General features: G+C 38.0%; 21 protein-coding genes. All 21 read left to right on the forward strand.

Annotated features, from left to right (window positions below; translation table 11 throughout):
- Window positions 1–226 precede the first annotated feature (226 nt).
- The 21 genes from P3F81_RS01055 (at window position 227) to P3F81_RS01155 (ending at window position 18,647) form a co-directional block, all read left to right on the forward strand.
- Window positions 227–682: a chemotaxis protein CheW gene (locus tag P3F81_RS01055; RefSeq protein ID WP_147667178.1), complete on the forward strand. Its 456-nt coding sequence runs from the start codon at window positions 227–229 to the stop codon at window positions 680–682.
- Between the two features lie 6 nt (window positions 683–688).
- The gene (gene ispE, locus P3F81_RS01060) at window positions 689–1,552 is read left to right on the forward strand and encodes a 4-(cytidine 5'-diphospho)-2-C-methyl-D-erythritol kinase (protein ID WP_147667176.1); all 864 of its coding nucleotides are present in this window, start codon (window positions 689–691) and stop codon (window positions 1,550–1,552) included.
- An 11-nt stretch (window positions 1,553–1,563) separates the two neighbouring features.
- Entirely contained in the window at window positions 1,564–2,262 is a 699-nt protein-coding gene (locus P3F81_RS01065; protein ID WP_147667174.1) for a GntR family transcriptional regulator, read from the forward strand.
- A 53-nt stretch (window positions 2,263–2,315) separates the two neighbouring features.
- A complete protein-coding gene (locus P3F81_RS01070; RefSeq protein WP_147667172.1) occupies window positions 2,316–3,074 on the forward strand; it encodes a nucleotidyltransferase family protein in 759 nt (252 codons plus the stop codon).
- Window positions 3,075–3,381: 307 nt separating this feature from the next.
- Window positions 3,382–4,749, forward strand: coding sequence for a bifunctional UDP-N-acetylglucosamine diphosphorylase/glucosamine-1-phosphate N-acetyltransferase GlmU (glmU, locus tag P3F81_RS01075; RefSeq protein WP_147667170.1), 1,368 nt, complete (start codon window positions 3,382–3,384; stop codon window positions 4,747–4,749).
- A 32-nt stretch (window positions 4,750–4,781) separates the two neighbouring features.
- Window positions 4,782–5,735, forward strand: a complete 954-nt coding sequence (locus P3F81_RS01080) for a ribose-phosphate diphosphokinase (protein ID WP_147667168.1) — start codon at window positions 4,782–4,784, stop codon at window positions 5,733–5,735.
- Between the two features lie 350 nt (window positions 5,736–6,085).
- Window positions 6,086–6,652 carry an aminoacyl-tRNA hydrolase gene (gene pth, locus P3F81_RS01085; protein WP_147667166.1) on the forward strand — a complete coding sequence of 189 codons (567 nt, stop codon included), beginning with the start codon at window positions 6,086–6,088 and terminating at the stop codon, window positions 6,650–6,652.
- 7 nt (window positions 6,653–6,659) lie between these two features.
- Window positions 6,660–7,898: a radical SAM family protein gene (locus P3F81_RS01090; protein WP_147667164.1), complete on the forward strand. Its 1,239-nt coding sequence runs from the start codon at window positions 6,660–6,662 to the stop codon at window positions 7,896–7,898.
- Between the two features lie 90 nt (window positions 7,899–7,988).
- The gene (locus P3F81_RS01095) at window positions 7,989–9,035 is read left to right on the forward strand and encodes an HD-GYP domain-containing protein (RefSeq protein WP_147667162.1); all 1,047 of its coding nucleotides are present in this window, start codon (window positions 7,989–7,991) and stop codon (window positions 9,033–9,035) included.
- A 218-nt stretch (window positions 9,036–9,253) separates the two neighbouring features.
- Window positions 9,254–9,451, forward strand: a complete 198-nt coding sequence (gene rpmE / locus P3F81_RS01100) for a 50S ribosomal protein L31 (RefSeq protein WP_147667160.1) — start codon at window positions 9,254–9,256, stop codon at window positions 9,449–9,451.
- 73 nt (window positions 9,452–9,524) lie between these two features.
- Window positions 9,525–10,391, forward strand: a complete 867-nt coding sequence (locus P3F81_RS01105; protein ID WP_147667158.1) for a DUF1385 domain-containing protein — start codon at window positions 9,525–9,527, stop codon at window positions 10,389–10,391.
- A 24-nt stretch (window positions 10,392–10,415) separates the two neighbouring features.
- Window positions 10,416–11,483: a peptide chain release factor 1 gene (gene prfA, locus P3F81_RS01110; RefSeq protein ID WP_147667156.1), complete on the forward strand. Its 1,068-nt coding sequence runs from the start codon at window positions 10,416–10,418 to the stop codon at window positions 11,481–11,483.
- A 1-nt stretch (window position 11,484) separates the two neighbouring features.
- Complete coding sequence (gene prmC / locus P3F81_RS01115) at window positions 11,485–12,354, forward strand: peptide chain release factor N(5)-glutamine methyltransferase (RefSeq protein WP_147667154.1); 870 nt, start codon at window positions 11,485–11,487, stop codon at window positions 12,352–12,354.
- A 7-nt stretch (window positions 12,355–12,361) separates the two neighbouring features.
- On the forward strand, window positions 12,362–13,369 hold the full coding sequence (locus P3F81_RS01120) for an L-threonylcarbamoyladenylate synthase (protein ID WP_147667152.1): 1,008 nt from the start codon (window positions 12,362–12,364) through the stop codon (window positions 13,367–13,369).
- 68 nt (window positions 13,370–13,437) lie between these two features.
- Window positions 13,438–14,037 carry a manganese efflux pump MntP gene (locus P3F81_RS01125; protein ID WP_147667149.1) on the forward strand — a complete coding sequence of 200 codons (600 nt, stop codon included), beginning with the start codon at window positions 13,438–13,440 and terminating at the stop codon, window positions 14,035–14,037.
- A gap of 74 nt (window positions 14,038–14,111) precedes the next feature.
- Window positions 14,112–14,579, forward strand: coding sequence for a low molecular weight protein arginine phosphatase (locus P3F81_RS01130; protein WP_147667147.1), 468 nt, complete (start codon window positions 14,112–14,114; stop codon window positions 14,577–14,579).
- A gap of 25 nt (window positions 14,580–14,604) precedes the next feature.
- On the forward strand, window positions 14,605–15,162 hold the full coding sequence (locus tag P3F81_RS01135) for a TIGR01440 family protein (RefSeq protein WP_147667145.1): 558 nt from the start codon (window positions 14,605–14,607) through the stop codon (window positions 15,160–15,162).
- Window positions 15,163–15,196: 34 nt separating this feature from the next.
- Entirely contained in the window at window positions 15,197–16,441 is a 1,245-nt protein-coding gene (gene glyA, locus P3F81_RS01140) for a serine hydroxymethyltransferase (RefSeq protein WP_147667143.1), read from the forward strand.
- Window positions 16,442–16,454: 13 nt separating this feature from the next.
- Complete coding sequence (upp, locus tag P3F81_RS01145; RefSeq protein WP_147667141.1) at window positions 16,455–17,090, forward strand: uracil phosphoribosyltransferase; 636 nt, start codon at window positions 16,455–16,457, stop codon at window positions 17,088–17,090.
- Between the two features lie 202 nt (window positions 17,091–17,292).
- The gene (locus P3F81_RS01150) at window positions 17,293–17,745 is read left to right on the forward strand and encodes a deoxycytidylate deaminase (RefSeq protein ID WP_147667139.1); all 453 of its coding nucleotides are present in this window, start codon (window positions 17,293–17,295) and stop codon (window positions 17,743–17,745) included.
- A gap of 95 nt (window positions 17,746–17,840) precedes the next feature.
- Window positions 17,841–18,647 (forward strand): undecaprenyl-diphosphate phosphatase, encoded by an 807-nt coding sequence (locus tag P3F81_RS01155; protein ID WP_309320774.1) that lies wholly within the window; start codon window positions 17,841–17,843, stop codon window positions 18,645–18,647.
- Window positions 18,648–18,887 lie beyond the last annotated feature (240 nt).

An 18,887-nucleotide genomic window follows, 5' to 3' on the forward strand; every position in this document is an offset into this window, starting at 1 on the left:
TTTTTATCGGTTTATGCAGGCAAAAATAACTTCTATGTAGAATAAAATGGCTAAGTATAGATATTTTTATCTGATGACTCATCCGCGCGTAAACTCTCATTTTTCATGAGTGAAGGTTGTACCGATCGGACAAGTCCTTGGATAAGTATGACTAAGATTCAGTTGAATTGAATCAAGTCTAATTTATTCTATTCCTTTTATATTACATAGAAGTGGAGGCCATAAAATGAGCACAGAATTACAAGTTACCGTATTTCGTTTTGCTAAAGAAGAGTATGCATTGCCGATTACAAAGGTTAAAAGTATAATTAAGTTACTTCCAATAACAAAAATGCCCAATGCCCCGCTATTTGTGGAAGGAATTATAAATTTGCGGGGGGAGATTATTCCCATCGTTGACTTACGACCTCGCTTTAACTTATCAATTCAACCGGCTACTGATGAAAGCCGAATTATCATCGTGGATATAAATCAGCAGATGGTTGGTATCATTGTTGATTGCGTAGATGAGGTGATTCGTGTTCCAATGGATGATATAGACTTGCCGCCGGCAGCAGCTAGATTAGACACGACATATATTACTGGGATTTGCAAATATAATTTAAGGCTGATTACTTTATTAGACATTGATAAAGTTTTGACGCAAGATGAGGTAAAGGATTTAAAAAAAGTAGATGGGTGATGGGGAATGATAAGAATCGATGCACGAGCGAAGATTAATTTAAGTCTTGATATTTTAGGAAAAAGGCAGGATAATTATCATGATGTGATGATGATTATGCAGTCGGTAGAATTATCGGATGTTTTAACTTTTCGTGAGCAAGAAAAAGAAGCCGGTATTCAGGTGATTAGCAATATTCCTGGACTACCGAGCGCAGAGCGTAACTTAGCATATAAAGCAGCAGCGCTTGTGATGGAAACCTTTAAGCTAGATAAAGGGTTATATATTGATTTAACTAAACGGATTCCAATTGCAGCGGGACTCGCTGGTGGAAGTACTGACGCCGCCGCAGTACTTGTTGCATTAAATGAAATGTGGAATTTAGGGTTAAAAGTACCGGAGCTTTGTGCTCTGGGGGCGCAAATTGGTTCTGATGTGCCGTTTTGTATTCAAGGGGGGACAATGCTCGCTAAAGGCAGAGGTGAAATTCTTGAAAAGCTTCCCACTATGCCGGAATGCTTCGTTATTTTAGCTAAGCCGCAAGCGAGTGTTTCTACGGCATGGGCATATCAGAATTTTAAAGCGGATAATGTTGAAGCGTGGGCAGATACGGATGCAGTGATTGCAGCGCTTAAAAATGGTGATTTAGAAGGGATTTGTAAGCATCTTTGTAACGTATTAGAAAGTGTAACGATTCCTGCCCATAATGAAATTGCTCATTTAAAACGTTTAATGTGCAAACATGGTGCATTAGCAAGCTTGATGAGTGGTAGTGGGCCAACTGTATTTGGATTGGTGGATGATGAAGAAAAAGCTGAATACATAGTAGAAAAATTATCGGATATAGACAATGTACAGGTGATTTTAACAAAAACTGTTTCGGAGAATTGAGGGAAGAGAAAATGCAACGAAAATTGGCACCAATAAAATTAGATAGCTATCAACCACTTCGTGAAGTGGTCTGTGAAACCTTAAGAGAAGCAATACGGGGCGGGGTGCTAAAGCCTGGAGAACGATTAATGGAGATTCAACTTGCCGATGAGCTCGGCGTAAGCCGCACGCCAGTGCGTGAAGCGATCAGAAAATTGGAGCTGGAAGGTTATGTGATTATGTTGCCGAGACGTGGCACATATGTAGCAAATCTTTCTATTCGTGACATTAATGAGGTTTTTGAAATCAGAACTACACTGGATGCCTTGGCAAGTGGACTTGCAGCTGAACGAATTACTGCTGAAGAATTGGAAAAATTAGAACGTTTATTGGTAATGATTAGCGAATATATTGAACAAGATGATATTGAAAAAATTGTTGCTGCTGATACTGAATTTCATGATTTGTTATATCAGGCGAGTCGCAATACACGCTTGGTCGGGATTATTTTTAATTTACGTGAACAATTGACAAGGTTCCGCTCAGCATCGATGTCATATCCAGGTCGTTTAAAGAAAACATTGGAAGAGCATAGCCGTTTAGTGGAAGCAATCGCGCAGGGAAATGTAGAGCTTGCCCAAAGATTGGCTGTAGAACATATGGAAAATTCTGAACATATTTTACTGCAAAATATGGAAGGTATAAATAAAGAAGAAATTGTAAATAAGTAAAATAGGATTCATAAGAATTTTATACATAGGTAGATAAGCATAGGAGGTTTACTATGTACGATGCTATTGTTTTAGCAGGCGGAAAGAGTAAAGGCGCAGGAATCGGAAACGGTGAATATGAGGCTTTACTAAACATAGGTGGTCGCCCTATGCTTTATTTTGTTGTCGATGCTTTGAAAAAAAGTGAAAAAATTGACGAGATTTTTGTTGTTGGGGCAGTTGAGGTCTTGTCAAAAACGCAATTGTCTGGTAAAGTTAATTTTGTTTCGAATGGTTGCACGATTATGGAGAGTGTACGAAATGGCATGGCATCATTAAGTGGTAATCGCAAAGTGCTGATTGTTGCAACGGATATTCCTTTTTTAACAGCAGAAGCGATTGATGATTTTTTAATGCAATGTGAATCCATGAATCGTGACTTTTATTATCCAATTATCGAAAAATCATGTTGTAAAGCTAAATTTCCAAGATGTCAACGCACATTTGTCAAAATTATAGATGGAACTTTTACTGGAGGAAATATATTTTTAGTAAATCCTAAAGTTATTGATAAATGCATAGATCTTGCCAATAAAATGGTAGAGGATCGAAAGAAGCCATGGCGATTAGCGAAAAAATTTGGTGTAATATTTTTGCTTAAATTTATTATCGGCAAATTGACTCTGACAAAAATTGAACAGCATTTTTTGGAGCTTACAGGAATTGACGGAACAGTCATCCGCTCTAATTATGCAGAAATTGGTATGGATGTTGACAAGACAACTGATTTACAAGTAGCAAATGAATATTTCCAGTCACTTATGAAAAATTGATAGAGTGCTGCATCTGCAGTGCTTTTTTACTTTTTTGACGAAAAAGACAAATTTTTCATAGAAAGTATTGCAAAGAATGTCGATACTTTCTACAATAAGAAAGGGAAATATTTTGTATACATTGTACTTCGTGATAATTTGGATGGGGCTTTATGTTTTGCTCAGATAGAGCAGGAAAACGGAAGAATATGTCGAAAGGTAGAGTTGGTGAACGGATGACTCTAGTGCTTTGGGATATTTTTGCCTAACATAGAGTCTTTAATTATTTTTAGTCGGTATACGGAAAGTTTAGATTTGGAGGGATACTATGGCAGGTCTGTTAACTGTTGTTTTGGCAGCAGGCAAAGGAACACGGATGAAATCCAAATTGCCAAAGGTCTTACACAAAGTTGGCGGCAAAGCAATGCTCGAAAAAGTTTTAGATGCGGCAAACCAAGCGGGAGCGACACGTAATATTGTTGTTGTTGGTTTTGGTGGTGATGTAGTAAAATCTACAATTGGCAATCAAGCAGAATTTGTAGAACAAGCTGAGCAATTAGGTACTGGCCATGCAGTAATGCAGGCGCAGGAAGTATTAAAAGACTTTGATGGGACAGTAATGGTACTTTGTGGAGATACGCCATTACTTAAAGGTAGTTTACTTAAAAGACTATATGAAGAGCATCAAAAAGCTGGAGCAAAGGCCACAGTATTAACTGCGAAAATGCCAGATGCGACTGGATATGGTCGCGTTATACGCTTAGCGGATGGTTCTGTTAGCAAAATTGTTGAACAAAAAGATGCAAATTCTGAAGAGTTGTTAGTGGATGAAGTGAATTCAGGAATTTACTGCTTTGATAGAGAAGCTTTATTCGGTGCGTTAGCGAAATTAAATTGCAACAATGCACAAGGCGAATATTACCTGACAGATGTATTTTCCATTTTAAACGACCAGAAAGAAAAAGTATGGGCAGTTACGGCAGATGATTATGAGCAAACGCTTGGTATCAATTCAAGGGCACAGCTTGCAAATGCGGAACGTATATTACGCGAGCGCAAAGCTGTGGAATTAATGGAAAATGGTGTTACGATTATGGATCCATCAAGTACGTTTATTGATACTGACGTAGTCGTGGGTAAAGATACGATTATTTATCCATTTACTTGGATTGAAGGCAATACGGTTATCGGAGAAAACTGCGAAATTGGGCCAAATACTAGGTTGACAGATACGACAATTGGTGACGGTGTAACTATGCATTTTGCTTATGCGCATGAATGTGAAGTAGGATCAGGTGCGATTGTTGGCCCTTATGTACATTTGCGTCCAAAAACAAAATTATGCGAAAACGTAAAGGTCGGAAACTTTGTCGAAGTGAAAAATTCGATAATAGGAAGTGGTTCCAAATTACCACATTTAAGCTATATTGGTGATTCTGATGTAGGCAGTGGCGTAAATATGGGATGCGGAACGATTACGGTAAATTATGATGGAAAGACTAAATCTCGTACAACGATAGAAGATGATGCTTTTGTCGGCTGCAATTCGAATTTAGTGGCTCCAGTTACGATAGGAAAAGGGGCATACGTTGGTGCAGGTTCGACGATAACGAAAAATGTACCTTCTGCTGCACTCGGGATAGGAAGAGCGCGCCAAACGAATATTGAAGGTTGGCATGACAAACGAAAAAAATAATTTAAACATATAAACTTTGGAGGATGTTATAAATGAAAATAGCGGATAGCAAAAATCTACGTATTTTTACAGGTAATGCCAATCCGGAACTAGCTAGAGAAATTGCTGAATATATGGGTGTACCGTTAGGAAGTGCTTATGTAGGTCACTTTAATAATGGGGAAACACAAGTGATGATTGATGAAAGTGTACGCGGTAAAGATGTATTCATTATCCAGCCTACTTGTCAACCAGTAAATGACAGTATGATGGAATTATTGATTATGATCGATGCTTGTAAACGTGCTTCGGCAAAAATGATTACAGCAGTTGTTCCTTATTACGCATACGCGCGTCAGGACCGTAAAACACGTGGTCGCGAACCTATTTCCGCAAAATTAGTAGCAAATCTTTTAACGACTGCCGGTGCAAGCCGCATAATGACAATGGATTTACATGCAGGCCAAATTCAAGGCTTTTTTGATATTCCAGTAGATCATCTTGTAGGAGTACCAATTCTTGCCCGTTATATTGCAGAAAAAAAATTAGAAGATGTTGTTGTTGTATCGCCTGACTTAGGTGGTGTTACAAGAGCTAGACAATTAGCAGATAGATTATCCGCACCAATTGCAATCATTGAAAAACGTCGTCCAATGCCTGGCGTTGCTGAAGTAATGAATATTATTGGTAATGTTGAAGGCAAAACAGCAGTTATTGTTGATGATATTGTTGATACTGCTGGTTCATTAGTTGAAGGTGCTCGCGCTTTAGAAAAAATGGGTGCAAAAGAAGTATATGCTTGCTGTACACATGGGATTATGAGTGATCCAGCGACGGAACGCGTTCAAAATTCTTGTATTAAAGAATTGATTATTACAAATAGTATTCCGTTAGCTGAAGAGAAGAAAATTGATAAAATTAAATGTTTATCAGTCGCTGAAGCTTTTGCTGAAGGTATTGTTTGTGTATATGAGAAGGGTTCAATCAGTAAATTGTTTCAAAAATAATAACTGAATTTGTATTTATATAAATTGAAATTCTTTATTGATGTTTTTAAGTGCCATCATAGGTTTATGATGGCACTTTTTATATAAAAAATTTTTTCGTTTAAGATTAGGAAAAATTGATAGCTTTATTATTAGAATTTATTACAAAATATCTTTAAAAGTATTTTATTGGCAATATTAAATTGTCATGATATGATAATAATAAATTTACCATTAATAAAATGTTGCTAAAATAGCGAATAGTTCATATATTATACGAATAATGATATAATTTAGATATATCTGATGATAAATAAGCTGTTGCTATAGGTAACAGCTTGTGTTTTTTATTGTGATGAGGTGGAAGAACATTGAAGATTATTGTAGGACTTGGAAATCCAGGCGATGAATATGCATATACAAGACATAATATCGGCTTTATGACAGTGGATGCCTTGGCACGTCATTATGAGGTAACGAATTGGAAAAATAAATTTGATGCATTGATTGCAGAGGTAAAATTGAATGGAGAAACGATTTTGCTTGTAAAGCCGCAGACTTATATGAATTTAAGTGGCAGTGCAGTTGGGCAAATCTTTCGCTGGTATAAAGCGGAGCTTGATGATGTTATTGCGATTTATGACGATATGGACTTACCGGTAGGAAAAATTCGTCTGCGTAAACGTGGCAGTTCGGGCGGTCATCGAGGGGTGGAGTCGATGCTTGTTCATCTTGGAAAAGAAGAATTTCCAAGAGTTCGCATAGGCATTGGCAGACCACAAGCAGGGTGGACTGTTAATGCACATGTATTGGCTAATTTTACAAGAGAAGAACAAGACGTGATTGCCAAAGTCGTTACTGATTTAGTACCGGCAGTTGAATCAATTGTGAAAGATGGAATTGACAAAGCAATGAATAAGTTTAATCCAAAAAAATGATAGGGGGATGGAAATGATAACAGCTTTATATGCCGATGAAAATGGCGAGATTTTTGACCATCCTGATTTTCACGGTGTCGGACGGATTGGCGATCAAAATGTAGTGCTGAAAAAAGAGGATTTAATTCCCCTGCCAGAGGGGGCGGACTTAATGTTTTTGCCAGGCAGACTTGCCTTAGGCGAACAAAACGGTAAAATTGTTCCAATTACAGGTCGTGCTGTTGCAGCAATTTTACCGGCAGGATATACGCGAGTTTTTATGCCGGCGTTTGCAAAAGCTGAGGATGAGGACAGCGTTTTACCACTTTATGGGTATACTGCTGTTGTATTGTATAAAGATGAACTTTATGTAGCTGCGATTTATACTGATGAGAATGAGAAATGGCAACCGCTTAATTATAATACACGCGATTTAAAGAAACTTGTTACGCGTACGAAAAAGGATTTACCAAACAACCGTATTGTTGAGCAGGTTGGGAAGTGTTCACTTCAGTGGCATTGTTGTACAGCGCAAAATTTGTTTTATCGTCGCTGGGAAGCAGGAATCCCCGTATCGCCAGCTTGTAATGCAAACTGCTTTGGTTGCATTTCCTTACAACCGTCGGAGTGTTGCCCATCTCCACAAAACCGTATTGATTTTAAGCCGACCCCGAAAGAAATTGCTGAAGTTGGTATTTATCATTTGGTAAATGCACCAGAAGCGATTATTAGTTTTGGTCAAGGGTGCGAAGGCGAACCTTCCCTTGCGGCTGATAATATTGCAGAAGGTATTCGCTTGATTCGCAATGAGGTAGATCGTGGACAAATCAATATCAATACAAATGCTGGATATACGGAAGGAATAAAAAAAATTGTCGATGCAGGACTTGATACGATGCGTGTCAGTATTATTAGTGCAAGGGCAGATAGCTATCAAGCATATTATAGAGGCAACTATTCCTTGGATAATGTCAAAGAATCCATTAATTATGCAAAAGAAAAAGGTGTTTATGTATCGCTGAATATGCTTTTCTTCCCAGGATTAAATGATCGTGAAGAAGAGATAACTGCATGGAAAGAATTTTTATCAGAGACGAAAATTGATATGATCCAGCTTAGAAATTTAAATATTGACCCTGATGCATTTTTAGAAATTATGCCAAAGGCACAAGGGAAAATGTATGGAACAAGGTTTTTTATTGAAGAGATTAAACGATGTTTCCCTCAACTTATTATCGGCAGTTTTAGTCATTATGTAAAAGCGTAGGGAATGTGCTTAATGAGACGCAATTTAAATAAGATAAAAATGCTTTAATCGAGAGATAGAAAGTATCTACTGTTAAAGGAGGACTTTGTCGTGAGAGTAATAAGAATAGAAAATTTGAAGGATGATATGGTTTTAGCTCGCCCGCTATTTCAAAAACACGGTATTGTTTTATTGAATGAGGGAGCAACAAACCTTGTAAGGTACAAAGAAAAGTTTAAACAGATGGGTATTTTCTATCTTTATGTTGAGGATGATGAATCTCGAGGCATTGAAATTGACGATGTGGTAAAACAAGAAACACGTAATGAGGGACGACGTGTTGTTGGCGAAATGCTAAAAAAGCTGTTGAACAAGCAGAGAATACATATAAATGAAATTCAAGACGTTGTAACATCCATTATTGATGATATTTTAACGAACAAAACTGTTATTGTGAATTTGACAGACTTGAAAAATACAGATGATTATCTTTATGGACATGCAGTGAATGTTTCTGTACTTGCTTTAATCATTGGACATGCTAAGGGATATAGTGAAAAACAGCTGATGTATCTTGGAACTGGAGCAATTTTACACGATATTGGACTAGCGCTATTACCAGAGGATATTGTGAGAAAACCAGAAGAAAAAATGACATCGGAGGAGAAAAAAATCTATCGCTCTCATCCAAAGCTTGGGTATGAAACGGTAAAAAATTCATGGGATGTAGACGCTTTTTCTAAGTTGATTATTTGGGGGCATCATGAATGTCTTGACGGAACAGGGTATCCACGTGGACTAAAAGGAAATGATTTGCATGAAATGGCTAGGATTGTTGCTGTATGTGATGTATATGATGAACTTACGAGCAGCGAAATTGAGCCAGGAAAGAAAATGCCATCTTATTTGGCGATGGAATATTTATCGCTAAATGCCGGAATTAAGTTTGATGCAGAAATTATTGAATTATTTTTGAACCATATTGCAACTTATCCAGTGGGAAGTATGGTAACTTTAAATGATGGACGAGCTGGGATTGTTGAGAAACAAAACGAAGGATTTCCAATGCGACCGGTGGTACGGCTGTTAAATGTAGCCGATTATGCGATTGCTGATTTGATGAAGGAAATGAATGCAGTTATCGTTGATAGTGAATAGTTTTTACCAAGAGAAATGTTGAAATTCATCTTGCGCTTGATTGACCTGTATGCTATAATTGTCTGGTAATAAACATAAGTGTGTTTAATTGCAGTTTCGAATCTGTCAAGAATAGCTATGCTTATCTCGTTTGTGAGAAAGTGAAGGCTTATCTGATGCTGGTGCATTTAAAATATTTATCCATGTATTTTCCATGGGACAAAGTGAGGTGCAAGACAATGCAACAAGGAATTCATCCAGAATTCAAAGAAGCAAAAGTTATTTGTGGATGCGGTAATACTTTTACAACAGGTTCCGTTAAAGAAGAACTTCGTGTAGATGTATGCTCCAAATGTCATCCTTTCTTTACTGGTCGTCAACGTGATATCACTGCTGGCGGACGTATTGAAAAATTCAATAAACGTTATGCGAAATAAGATGAATGACAAGCAGAGCAGTGATGCTCTGCTTCATTTGTAATTGGATATAATTACTAAAGGGGGGAGTGCCATGACTGCAAAACCAACTGTCGGTGGGCAGGCCGTAATCGAGGGGGTCATGATGCGTGGCCCTGAATACGTGGCTACAGCTGTTCGCGAGCCATCAGGAAAAATAAGTGTAAAAACTGAAAAAGTTTCGTCTATAACCCAAAGGTATCCTATTTTAAAGAAACCAATGCTTCGTGGGGTTGTAGCATTAGGTGAATCGCTTATTCTAGGATTAAAGTCGCTGTCTTATTCTGCAAAACTGGCAGGGGAAGAAGGCGAAGAATTGACCGATCGTGAGATTTTGATGACGATGGTCTTCTCCCTAGGGTTGGCGATAGTTTTATTTGTAATCATTCCTACGGCGGCGGCGAAATATATTCACTCGTCTATTACTGATCCGATGTGGCTTAACCTTGCCGAAGGCGGGCTGAGAATGTTAATCTTTTTAGCTTATATTTACGGGATTTCGCGGCTGAAAGATATTCAGAGAGTCTTTCAATATCATGGTGCTGAACATAAAACGATTCATGCCTATGAAGCAGGTGAAGAACTTACTGTAGAAAATGTGCAAAAACACAGCACTTTACATCCACGCTGTGGAACTGCATTTTTATTGATTGTTATGATTGTGAGCATTATTATGTTTGCGTTTTTGGGATGGCCTGATTTGTGGTTGAGAATTCTATCACGGGTTATTTTACTACCAGTTGTTGCTGGCGTGTCTTATGAAATTATTAAATTTGCAGGACATAGCAGCAATACCTTTATTCGTCTGGCAATTTTACCTGGACTGTGGTTGCAGAAAATTACGACGAATCAGCCGGATGATGAACAGGTGGAAGTGGCGATACAAGCTTTGGAAGCAGTAAAGCCAGCACCAGTAAATTAAGATACTGATGTATGGGGTGATAATGTGCTTGATAAATTACAGGCAGTTGAAGATAAATATTTACAATTAGAATCTATGATTAGTGATCCGTCAATTATTGCGGATATGCCGAAATGGCAAAAGTACAGCCAAGAGCATGCAAGCCTTGGAACTATTGTAGAAAAATTTCGTGAATATAAAGAAGTCTGTCAAGGAATTGACGATGCAAAAGAAATGTTTAATGAACAATTGGATGATGATTTTCGCAAAATGGTAGAAGCGGAATTATCGGAGCTGAAAGATCGTCAAGAAAAATTAGAAGCGGAATTGCCAATTTTGCTTTTACCAAAAGATCCGAATGACGATAAAAACGTTATCGTTGAAATTCGCGGTGGTGCTGGCGGGGATGAAGCGGCGCTATTTGCCGGAAATCTATTTAGAATGTATACTCGTTATGCAGAAATTCAAGGTTGGCGTGTAGAAGTTCTCGATGCGAATGCTACAGAACTCGGTGGGTTCAAAGAAGTATCTTTTGCTATTGCAGGCTATGGTGCTTATAGCAAATTTAAATATGAAAGTGGTGTGCATCGAGTACAGCGTGTGCCAACAACTGAATCGAGCGGACGCATTCACACTTCGACAGTTACCGTTGCTGTATTGCCAGAAGCGGAAGAAGTTGATGTAGATATTAAGCAAAATGAGCTTAGAATTGATACGTATTGCGCGAGTGGTGCAGGTGGTCAGCATGTCAATCGAACGGAATCCGCAGTGAGGATTACGCATTTGCCGACGGGAATCGTTGTACAATGTCAAGATGAGAAATCGCAGCTTAAAAATAAGGATAAGGCTATGCGTGTGTTAAGAGCGAAAGTATTGGAACTTGCCGAAGAAGAACAACGCAGTGAACTTGCCCAAAATCGTAAGAGTCAAGTAGGGACAGGCGATCGCAGTGAACGTATTCGTACGTATAACTTCCCACAAGGGCGAGTAACTGACCATCGTATTGGACTTACCCTTCATAAATTAGACTTTATCTTGAATGGTGAATTAGAAGAATTAATCAACGCTCTGATTACAGCCGATCAGAGTGAAAAGTTGAAGCAGGTTAATTAAGATGACGAAGCAAAGTGAAATATGGACAATTGGCAGTATTTTAAAGTGGACAGAGCAGTACTTCAATGACAAAGGCGTCGAATCATCACGCCTTGACGCGGAAGTACTGCTTTCGCGTGTTTTAGGCAAGGAACGAATTTATTTATATGTACATTTTGATCAGCCGTTGCAACAAATGGAACTAGGTAGGTTTCGTGAAATGATAAAGCAGAGGGTAAAAAGAATCCCTGTGGCTTATATTCTAGGGGAAAAAGAATTTATGGGTATGGATTTTTCCGTGTCTCCAGCCGTTTTAATCCCTCGTCCTGATACTGAAATTTTAGTGGAAAATGTGATTGAACGTTTGAAAGAACTAGGAAATGTACATATTGTTGATATCGGAACAGGAAGTGGCGCAATTGCGGTATCTATTTTAGCGAACTGCTTAAATGTTAGTGGAGTTGCTGTTGATATTTCTTCGGAAGCATTAGCGGTAGCAAAATCAAATGCAATCAGGCATGGCGTAGATATGCGCCTTGAGTTTGTAAAAAGTGATGTTTACGATAGTTTATCAGCTGGACAATTTGATGCAATTATTTCAAATCCTCCTTATATTCCCGAGAAGGATATCGCTGGGTTAGAGCCAGAAGTAAAATGTGAACCATATGGTGCTTTAGCTGGTGGAAAGGATGGATTAGATTTTTATCGCCGCCTTATTCAAGAGGGGATAAAATTTTTGAAACCAAATGGGTTTATGGCCTTTGAAGTCGGCATTTATCAGGCGGAGGATGTTGCTGATATAGGCAGAGAAACCGGTGCGTTTAATCATTTTGAAATAATAAAAGATTATGGCAATATTGACCGTGTTGTCATAATGAAAAAGCAGGAGTAAGTTTGTTATGGAAACAAAATTGATTTCGTCAGGTGATGAGGAGGGGCTTAAGCTTGCAGCTAGTTTGTTAAAAAGCGGGAACTTGGTAGCCTTTCCAACGGAAACTGTATATGGTTTAGGGGCAAATGGATTTGATTCTGAAGCTGTGGCACATGTTTATCGCGCAAAGGGGCGGTCGTTGAGCAATCCACTATCGTTGCTTTTGGCAGATGTAAGTCAAATAGAAAAGGTAGTCACTGATGTGAGTGATAAGGCAAAAAAATTAATTAAGGCTTTTTCTCCAGGGCCGATTACTTTTGTCTTGAAACGTAAGAACATTGTGCCTAATATTGTAACGAATGGCAAGGATACCGTTGGAGTTCGTATTCCTGACCATGAAATTGCGCGGAAAATTATTCGCCTTGCGGATATCCCAATTGCTGCGCCAAGCGCAAATACATCGGGGCGACCGAGTCCGACTTCGGCTGTGGCAGTTTTCGATGATTTACAGGGGAAAATTAGTGCAGTTGTCGATGGAGGGGATTGTGCAGTTGGAATTGATTCGACAATTATTGACTGCACACAAGAGGTACTGACTGTTTTACGTCCTGGAGTGATTACGCTAGAAATGTTGCGTCAAGTAGTCGGTGCAGGATCGGTACAAATGAAAGAGGACATCATCGAGCAAAATCATTATGCGCCAAGCGCACCGATGTTTATTCTAGAGGGCGCACCGAATAAGATTGAAGATGAGATGAAAAGCTACATTAGAAAAGCGGTTGACGAGAAAAAACGGCTTGGGATAATTGCTAGTGATGAGCTTATTGCAGGGATTTCTAATGATGTGCTAACTTATTCTTATGGAACCCGTGGGGATATGAAAGCGATTGCAGGAAATCTTTATCGGGCTTTGCGATTTTTTGATGACCATAAAGTTGATGTAATTTATGCTGAAGGAATAGATAAAATGGGGATTGGTTTAGCAATTATGAATCGTATGTATAAAGCGAGTGGGTATAGAATTATTACGCTATAGTGTATAAGTTTCCATTCTGTTTCATATAAATAAGGAGATTATTCGTATGTAAACGGAGGGAATAATGATTGACTGATCTTGAATTGTTTATTATGAGTGTGGCTTTGGGGATGGATTTATTTTCTATAGCAATTCCAATAGGGATGAATAGACTAAAAAAACGTGTCATAATAAAAGCAAGTATAGTCTTTGCAACCTTTCATATCACTATGTTGCTATCTGGCTGCTACATTGGGGGGTTTTTAGGAAAATTAATTGATAGATTTGGGGCAGAAAGTGGCTTATCCGTATTGATGTTAGGAGATTGGGCTGGTGCGATTACAGGTGTTGTTTTAGCCGGATTAGGTGTGAAAATGATTCGGGAAAGTCTAGTCACTCAGAATATTGGGCATGTGCAATGTAATAATCCATTAACGGGAATGACCCTAATAGTCTTGGCCTTTAGTGTAAGTATAGATGCTTTAGCTATAGGCTTTGGGATAGGAATGATAGATGTCAATTTAATTAAGTTAAATATAATTTTAGGTAGTGTAATTTTTATTATTTCTCTTATTGGACTCAATATAGGGCGACAGGCAGGGCGATTTTTAGGTGAATATGCAGAACGAATCGGCGGATTTGCGCTTATTTTGTTGGGTGGACAGATTTTGTGGAATTTGTTAGGATAAAATGTTTTTTTATCCGTGATGATATGCTAAAATAGTCAGAGATAAGTTTTAAGTGCAAAAGGAGTTTGCTTGGTATGGTAAAAGTTTTATTTGTGTGTACGGGAAACACTTGCCGTAGCCCGATGGCGGAAACTTTGCTTAGAGAGAAAATAAGCAATCAGCATTTAGATGATAAAATCATTGTTAAATCAGCGGGATTAGCAGTTTCGGTAGGGTCTGTTGCTACAAGTGGGGCAAGAAAAGCGATGCTATCAAAAGGGTTATCTCTAGATCATCACGTAGCAACACAATTGACGTTGCCCATATTAGAAGAAGCGGATTTAATTTTAACGATGACAAAGCAGCATAAGCTAGGGATTTTGCAGGCTGTACCATCGATTGAGGGAAAAGTTTATTCTTTAGCTGAATATGCAGATAGCCAGATAGATATTGCCGATCCCTTTGGTGCAGATGAGATGACTTACCAAGAATGTGCGCAGCAGATTTCACAGTTGATTGAGAGATTATGGGATAAGATTTGTACTTTTGCAGAAGAAAAATAGCTTATGTGTAAAAGGAGTCTTAAAAATGGATCTAGAAGAAATTAGGCTGCAAGCTAAATCTGCATTGGAAGAATTAATTTCAATTGCAGGCTTGAAACGTGGACAAATTCTTGTAATTGGATGCAGCACCAGTGAGGTTATTGGATCGATCATTGGTACGGCTGGGTCGAAAGAAGTTGCAGCAGTTTTGATGAAAAGCTTTAGAGAAATTTGTGATACTTATGGAATTTATTTAGCGATACAATGTTGTGAACATTTGAACCGTGCACTCATTGTAGAAAGTGAAGTGGCTGAAAAATATCAGTTGGAAATCGTCAGTGTAGTTCCTGTTGCTCATGCGGGTGGATCATTGGGACAGAGGGCAATGGAGGAGTTTTGTGATCCTGTTGTTGTAGAGACGATCTCAGCTCACGCGGGACTCGACATTGGTGCGACTTTAATTGGGATGCATTTGAAGCACGTGGCAGTTCCGGTTCGCTTACAAATAAGACAAATTGGACAAGCTATACTTATCGCAGCACGAACGCGACCAAAATTTATCGGCGGCAGTCGTGCTGTATATAAAAAGTTTGATGATAGATGATTATTAAAAATTTTATTTATGGGGGAATTTGAAAATGTCTATTCTAGATACTCTTGCAACGGTAGATCCAGAAATATCCCAAGCGATTGATAATGAATTAAATCGTCAACGCAATAAGTTGGAATTAATTGCTTCAGAAAATATTGTAAGTAAAGCAGTAATGGAAGCTCAAGGCTCTGTATTGACGAATAAATATGCGGAAGGTTACCCAGGAAAACGTTATTATGGCGGTTGTGAATGTGTAGATGTTGTTGAAGAACTTGCGATTGCCCGTGCAAAAGAATTATTTGGTGCAGGCTATGCAAACGTTCAACCTCATTCAGGTGCGCAAGCAAATATGGCGGTATTCTTTGCCTTGTTACAACCCGGTGATACAGTAATGGGAATGAACCTTACTGATGGCGGGCATTTAACACATGGAAGCCCTGTAAATATGTCAGGTAAATATTTTAATATCGTTCCTTACGGTGTTGGCGAGGATACGCAAAAAATTGACTATGATGCTTTAGAAAAACAAGCTGAAGAATGCAAACCTAAACTAATCGTTGTCGGCGCAAGCGCCTATGCAAGAACAATTGATTTTGCAAGAACAAGTGAAATTGCAAAAAAAGTTGGTGCATATCTCATGGTAGATATGGCGCATATTGCAGGTTTAGTTGCAGCCGGACTTCATCCAAGTCCAGTACCTTATGCTGATGTAGTAACAACGACTACGCATAAAACTTTACGTGGCCCTCGTGGCGGTCTCATTTTAACAAGAGATGCTGAATTTGGGAAACAATTCAATAAAGCGATTTTTCCAGGAATTCAAGGTGGTCCATTAATGCATGTAATTGCAGCAAAAGCAGTTGCTTTTAAAGAAGCATTAAGCCCTGAATTTAAAGCTTATCAAGAACAAATTGTTAAGAATGCGAAAGTTTTAGCTCAAACCTTAATTGAAAAAGGTTTTGATATCGTATCTGGTGGTACAGATAATCATCTAATGCTTGTCGATTTGCGCAGCAAAAATTTAACAGGTAAAGTTGCTGAAAAATTATTAGATGATATTGGAATTACAGCAAATAAAAATACAATTCCATTTGAGCCATTGAGTCCATTTGTAACAAGTGGTATACGTCTTGGCTCGCCTGCACTTACGACTCGTGGTTTTAAAGAAGAAGATATGAAACAAGTTGCAAGCATCATTGCAATGGTACTTGATCATCCGGAAGATGAAAAAGTACATGCGCAGGCGAGAGAGCTTGTAGCTAAACTTTGCACAAAGTATCCATTATATTAGGGGGAAATAGTTGATGTCAGATTTAAAAGTAAATGTAATAGCGCATCCGTTAATTCAACACAAGTTAACGCTTATGCGTGATGAAGAAACGGGAACAAAAGATTTTCGTCAATTATTAGAGGAAATTTCTATGCTTATGGCATATGAAATTACAAGGAATATGCCTTTAACTGAAGTGGATGTAAAAACTCCAGTTACTGTGTGTAAAAGTAAAGTGTTAACTGGCAAGAAAATTGCAGTTGTACCAATTTTACGTGCTGGCCTTGGCATGTTAAATGGTGTTGTAAATTTAATTCCTGCTGCTCGCGTTGGTCATGTAGGGTTATATCGTGATCCAGAAACCTTGAAACCGGTAGAATATTATTGCAAATTACCTAGTGACGTTGGCGAACGTACTTTAGTTGTTGTAGATCCAATGCTTGCAACGGGCGGTTCAGCAGCAGCAGCAATTGATTTATTAAAAGAAAAAGGTGCGAAATCTATTATTTTAATGTGCCTAGTTGCAGCTCCAGAAGGTATTAAAGTAGTGAATGAAGCTCACCCAGATGTAGAGATTTATGTAGCTAGTGTAGATGAATGTCTAAATGATCATGGATACATAGTTCCGGGCTTAGGTGATGCCGGTGATAGAATTTTCGGTACTAAATAATAATTTTTTTGGATACTAGGGCGAAGGCTAACGGCTGGCAAGCTTTCTTATTGTTAGTTTCTATAGTTTTTTTATAAAGAGAGTTTCATTTGCTGAAACTCTCTTTAGTATATAGTTTATTTTGGTTTAATCGGCAAAATAGAAAAAGAAGTATAATTGTATTGGATTTATTCTTATAAGTATATAAATGGAGGAATAGGATATGCGTCCATCTTGGGATGAATATTTTTTAAATATTGCAAAGGCTGTAGGAACGAGGGCAACTTGTTTACGTCGATTGTATGGTGCAGTCATTGTAAAGGATAATATTATTATCAGCACCGGATACAATGGAGCACCGCGTGGTGCTGTAAACTGTGTTGATGCTAAGATGTGCCAAAGGAATCTGCATAACGTACCAAAAGGTGAAAGGTATGAACTTTGTGAAGCGGTACATGCAGAACAAAATGCGATTATCAACGCGGATCCAGAGAAAATGAAGGGTGCAACAATTTATATTGCTGGTGTAAATGCGGATGGTAGTTTAGCATCAGGTAAGCCATGTTTGCTTTGTCGTCGTATGATTTGCAATGCAATGCTCAGCAAAGTTGTTTACTATGAAACGGACGGCAGTATCGTTGAGTGTGAGCCGAAAAATATTACAGATGAAAAATAATTTATTTCTGGATAAATATTGCAAATCAGAAGGATATAGAGTAAAATCTCTTTATGTGTCATTTGAATTTAGGGAGTGAATTTTTCGTGCTTGAGATGTTAAAAGTAATTTTCCTTGGGATAGTAGAAGGAATTACGGAATGGTTGCCAGTAAGTAGTACTGGTCATATGATTCTCGTTGATGAGTTTATTAAACTCAATATTACACCAGCATTTAAAGAAATGTTTTTGGTGGTTATTCAACTCGGTGCTATTTTGGCAGTTGTGATGCTCTATTGGAATAAACTTTGTCCAATTACGGTAAAGCGTGGACTGAAAATTGATCAAGATTCTATTTTATTATGGATGAAGGTAATCGTTGCAGTACTTCCCGCAGCAGTTATTGGGTTACCGTTTGATGATTTGCTTGACGCTTTGTTCTACAATTATCAGACTGTAGCTGTGACGTTGATTTTATACGGGATTTTATTTATTGTTCTGGAAAATCGAAATAAAAAAGTTCGTCCACAGGTGCAGACTTTAGAACAGTTGAGCTTTCTAAAAGCGATAGGGATTGGTTGTTTTCAAGTGTTAGCGCTTATTCCCGGGACATCGCGTTCCGGAGCGACGATTTTAGGTGCGATGCTCATTGGCTGTTCACGTGAAGTCGCAGCTGAGTTTTCTTTTTTCTTAGCAGTCCCTGTTATGTTTGGGGCGAGTTTGCTCAAGATGTATAAGTTTGGTTTAAACTATACAGCGGATGAAATTCAAATTTTAATCGTTGGATTAGTTACGGCATTTGTCGTTTCTGTTTTAACGATTAAATTCTTAATTGCTTATATTAAGACAAGTGATTTTAAGGCTTTCGGCTATTATAGAATTGTACTTGGTATTATTGTATTTGCCTATTTTTTATTTAGCTAAAGTGATCAAAGTTATGTTTTGCAGAAGAATTTGTTACTAAATTTTAATAAAGAGAAAGTCGATAGGGTTTGTGTAGGGATAAACACAAATTCTATCGACTTTTTTTTTCTAAAAACATAGTAAGAGTAGGCAAATATTAAAATATTTAATTATTTTTGATATTGCAGTATAATAAATTATATTACACTTTATTTTAATAAATATATATTTATAACAAAATATGTTAAGTTGAGAAGAGAG

This window comes from Selenobaculum gibii, from assembly GCF_030273445.1.
In the GTDB taxonomy this organism is placed as follows: Bacteria; Bacillota; Negativicutes; order ICN-92133; family ICN-92133; genus Selenobaculum; species Selenobaculum gibii.

What these genes read in the sequence shown, in the direction of transcription:
- P3F81_RS01055 (WP_147667178.1), top strand. Translation starts at nt 227, where the DNA reads ATGAGCACAGAATTACAAGTTACCGTATTTCGTTTTGCTAAAGAAGAG.
- ispE (WP_147667176.1), top strand. Translation starts at nt 689, where the DNA reads ATGATAAGAATCGATGCACGAGCGAAGATTAATTTAAGTCTTGATATT.
- P3F81_RS01065 (WP_147667174.1), top strand. Translation starts at nt 1,564, where the DNA reads ATGCAACGAAAATTGGCACCAATAAAATTAGATAGCTATCAACCACTT.
- P3F81_RS01070 (WP_147667172.1), top strand. Translation starts at nt 2,316, where the DNA reads ATGTACGATGCTATTGTTTTAGCAGGCGGAAAGAGTAAAGGCGCAGGA.
- glmU (WP_147667170.1), top strand. Translation starts at nt 3,382, where the DNA reads ATGGCAGGTCTGTTAACTGTTGTTTTGGCAGCAGGCAAAGGAACACGG.
- P3F81_RS01080 (WP_147667168.1), top strand. Translation starts at nt 4,782, where the DNA reads ATGAAAATAGCGGATAGCAAAAATCTACGTATTTTTACAGGTAATGCC.
- P3F81_RS01090 (WP_147667164.1), top strand. Translation starts at nt 6,660, where the DNA reads ATGGAAATGATAACAGCTTTATATGCCGATGAAAATGGCGAGATTTTT.
- rpmE (WP_147667160.1), top strand. Translation starts at nt 9,254, where the DNA reads ATGCAACAAGGAATTCATCCAGAATTCAAAGAAGCAAAAGTTATTTGT.
- P3F81_RS01105 (WP_147667158.1), top strand. Translation starts at nt 9,525, where the DNA reads ATGACTGCAAAACCAACTGTCGGTGGGCAGGCCGTAATCGAGGGGGTC.
- prmC (WP_147667154.1), top strand. Translation starts at nt 11,485, where the DNA reads ATGACGAAGCAAAGTGAAATATGGACAATTGGCAGTATTTTAAAGTGG.
- P3F81_RS01120 (WP_147667152.1), top strand. Translation starts at nt 12,362, where the DNA reads ATGGAAACAAAATTGATTTCGTCAGGTGATGAGGAGGGGCTTAAGCTT.
- P3F81_RS01130 (WP_147667147.1), top strand. Translation starts at nt 14,112, where the DNA reads ATGGTAAAAGTTTTATTTGTGTGTACGGGAAACACTTGCCGTAGCCCG.
- P3F81_RS01135 (WP_147667145.1), top strand. Translation starts at nt 14,605, where the DNA reads ATGGATCTAGAAGAAATTAGGCTGCAAGCTAAATCTGCATTGGAAGAA.
- glyA (WP_147667143.1), top strand. Translation starts at nt 15,197, where the DNA reads ATGTCTATTCTAGATACTCTTGCAACGGTAGATCCAGAAATATCCCAA.
- upp (WP_147667141.1), top strand. Translation starts at nt 16,455, where the DNA reads ATGTCAGATTTAAAAGTAAATGTAATAGCGCATCCGTTAATTCAACAC.
- P3F81_RS01150 (WP_147667139.1), top strand. Translation starts at nt 17,293, where the DNA reads ATGCGTCCATCTTGGGATGAATATTTTTTAAATATTGCAAAGGCTGTA.
- P3F81_RS01155 (WP_309320774.1), top strand. Translation starts at nt 17,841, where the DNA reads ATGTTAAAAGTAATTTTCCTTGGGATAGTAGAAGGAATTACGGAATGG.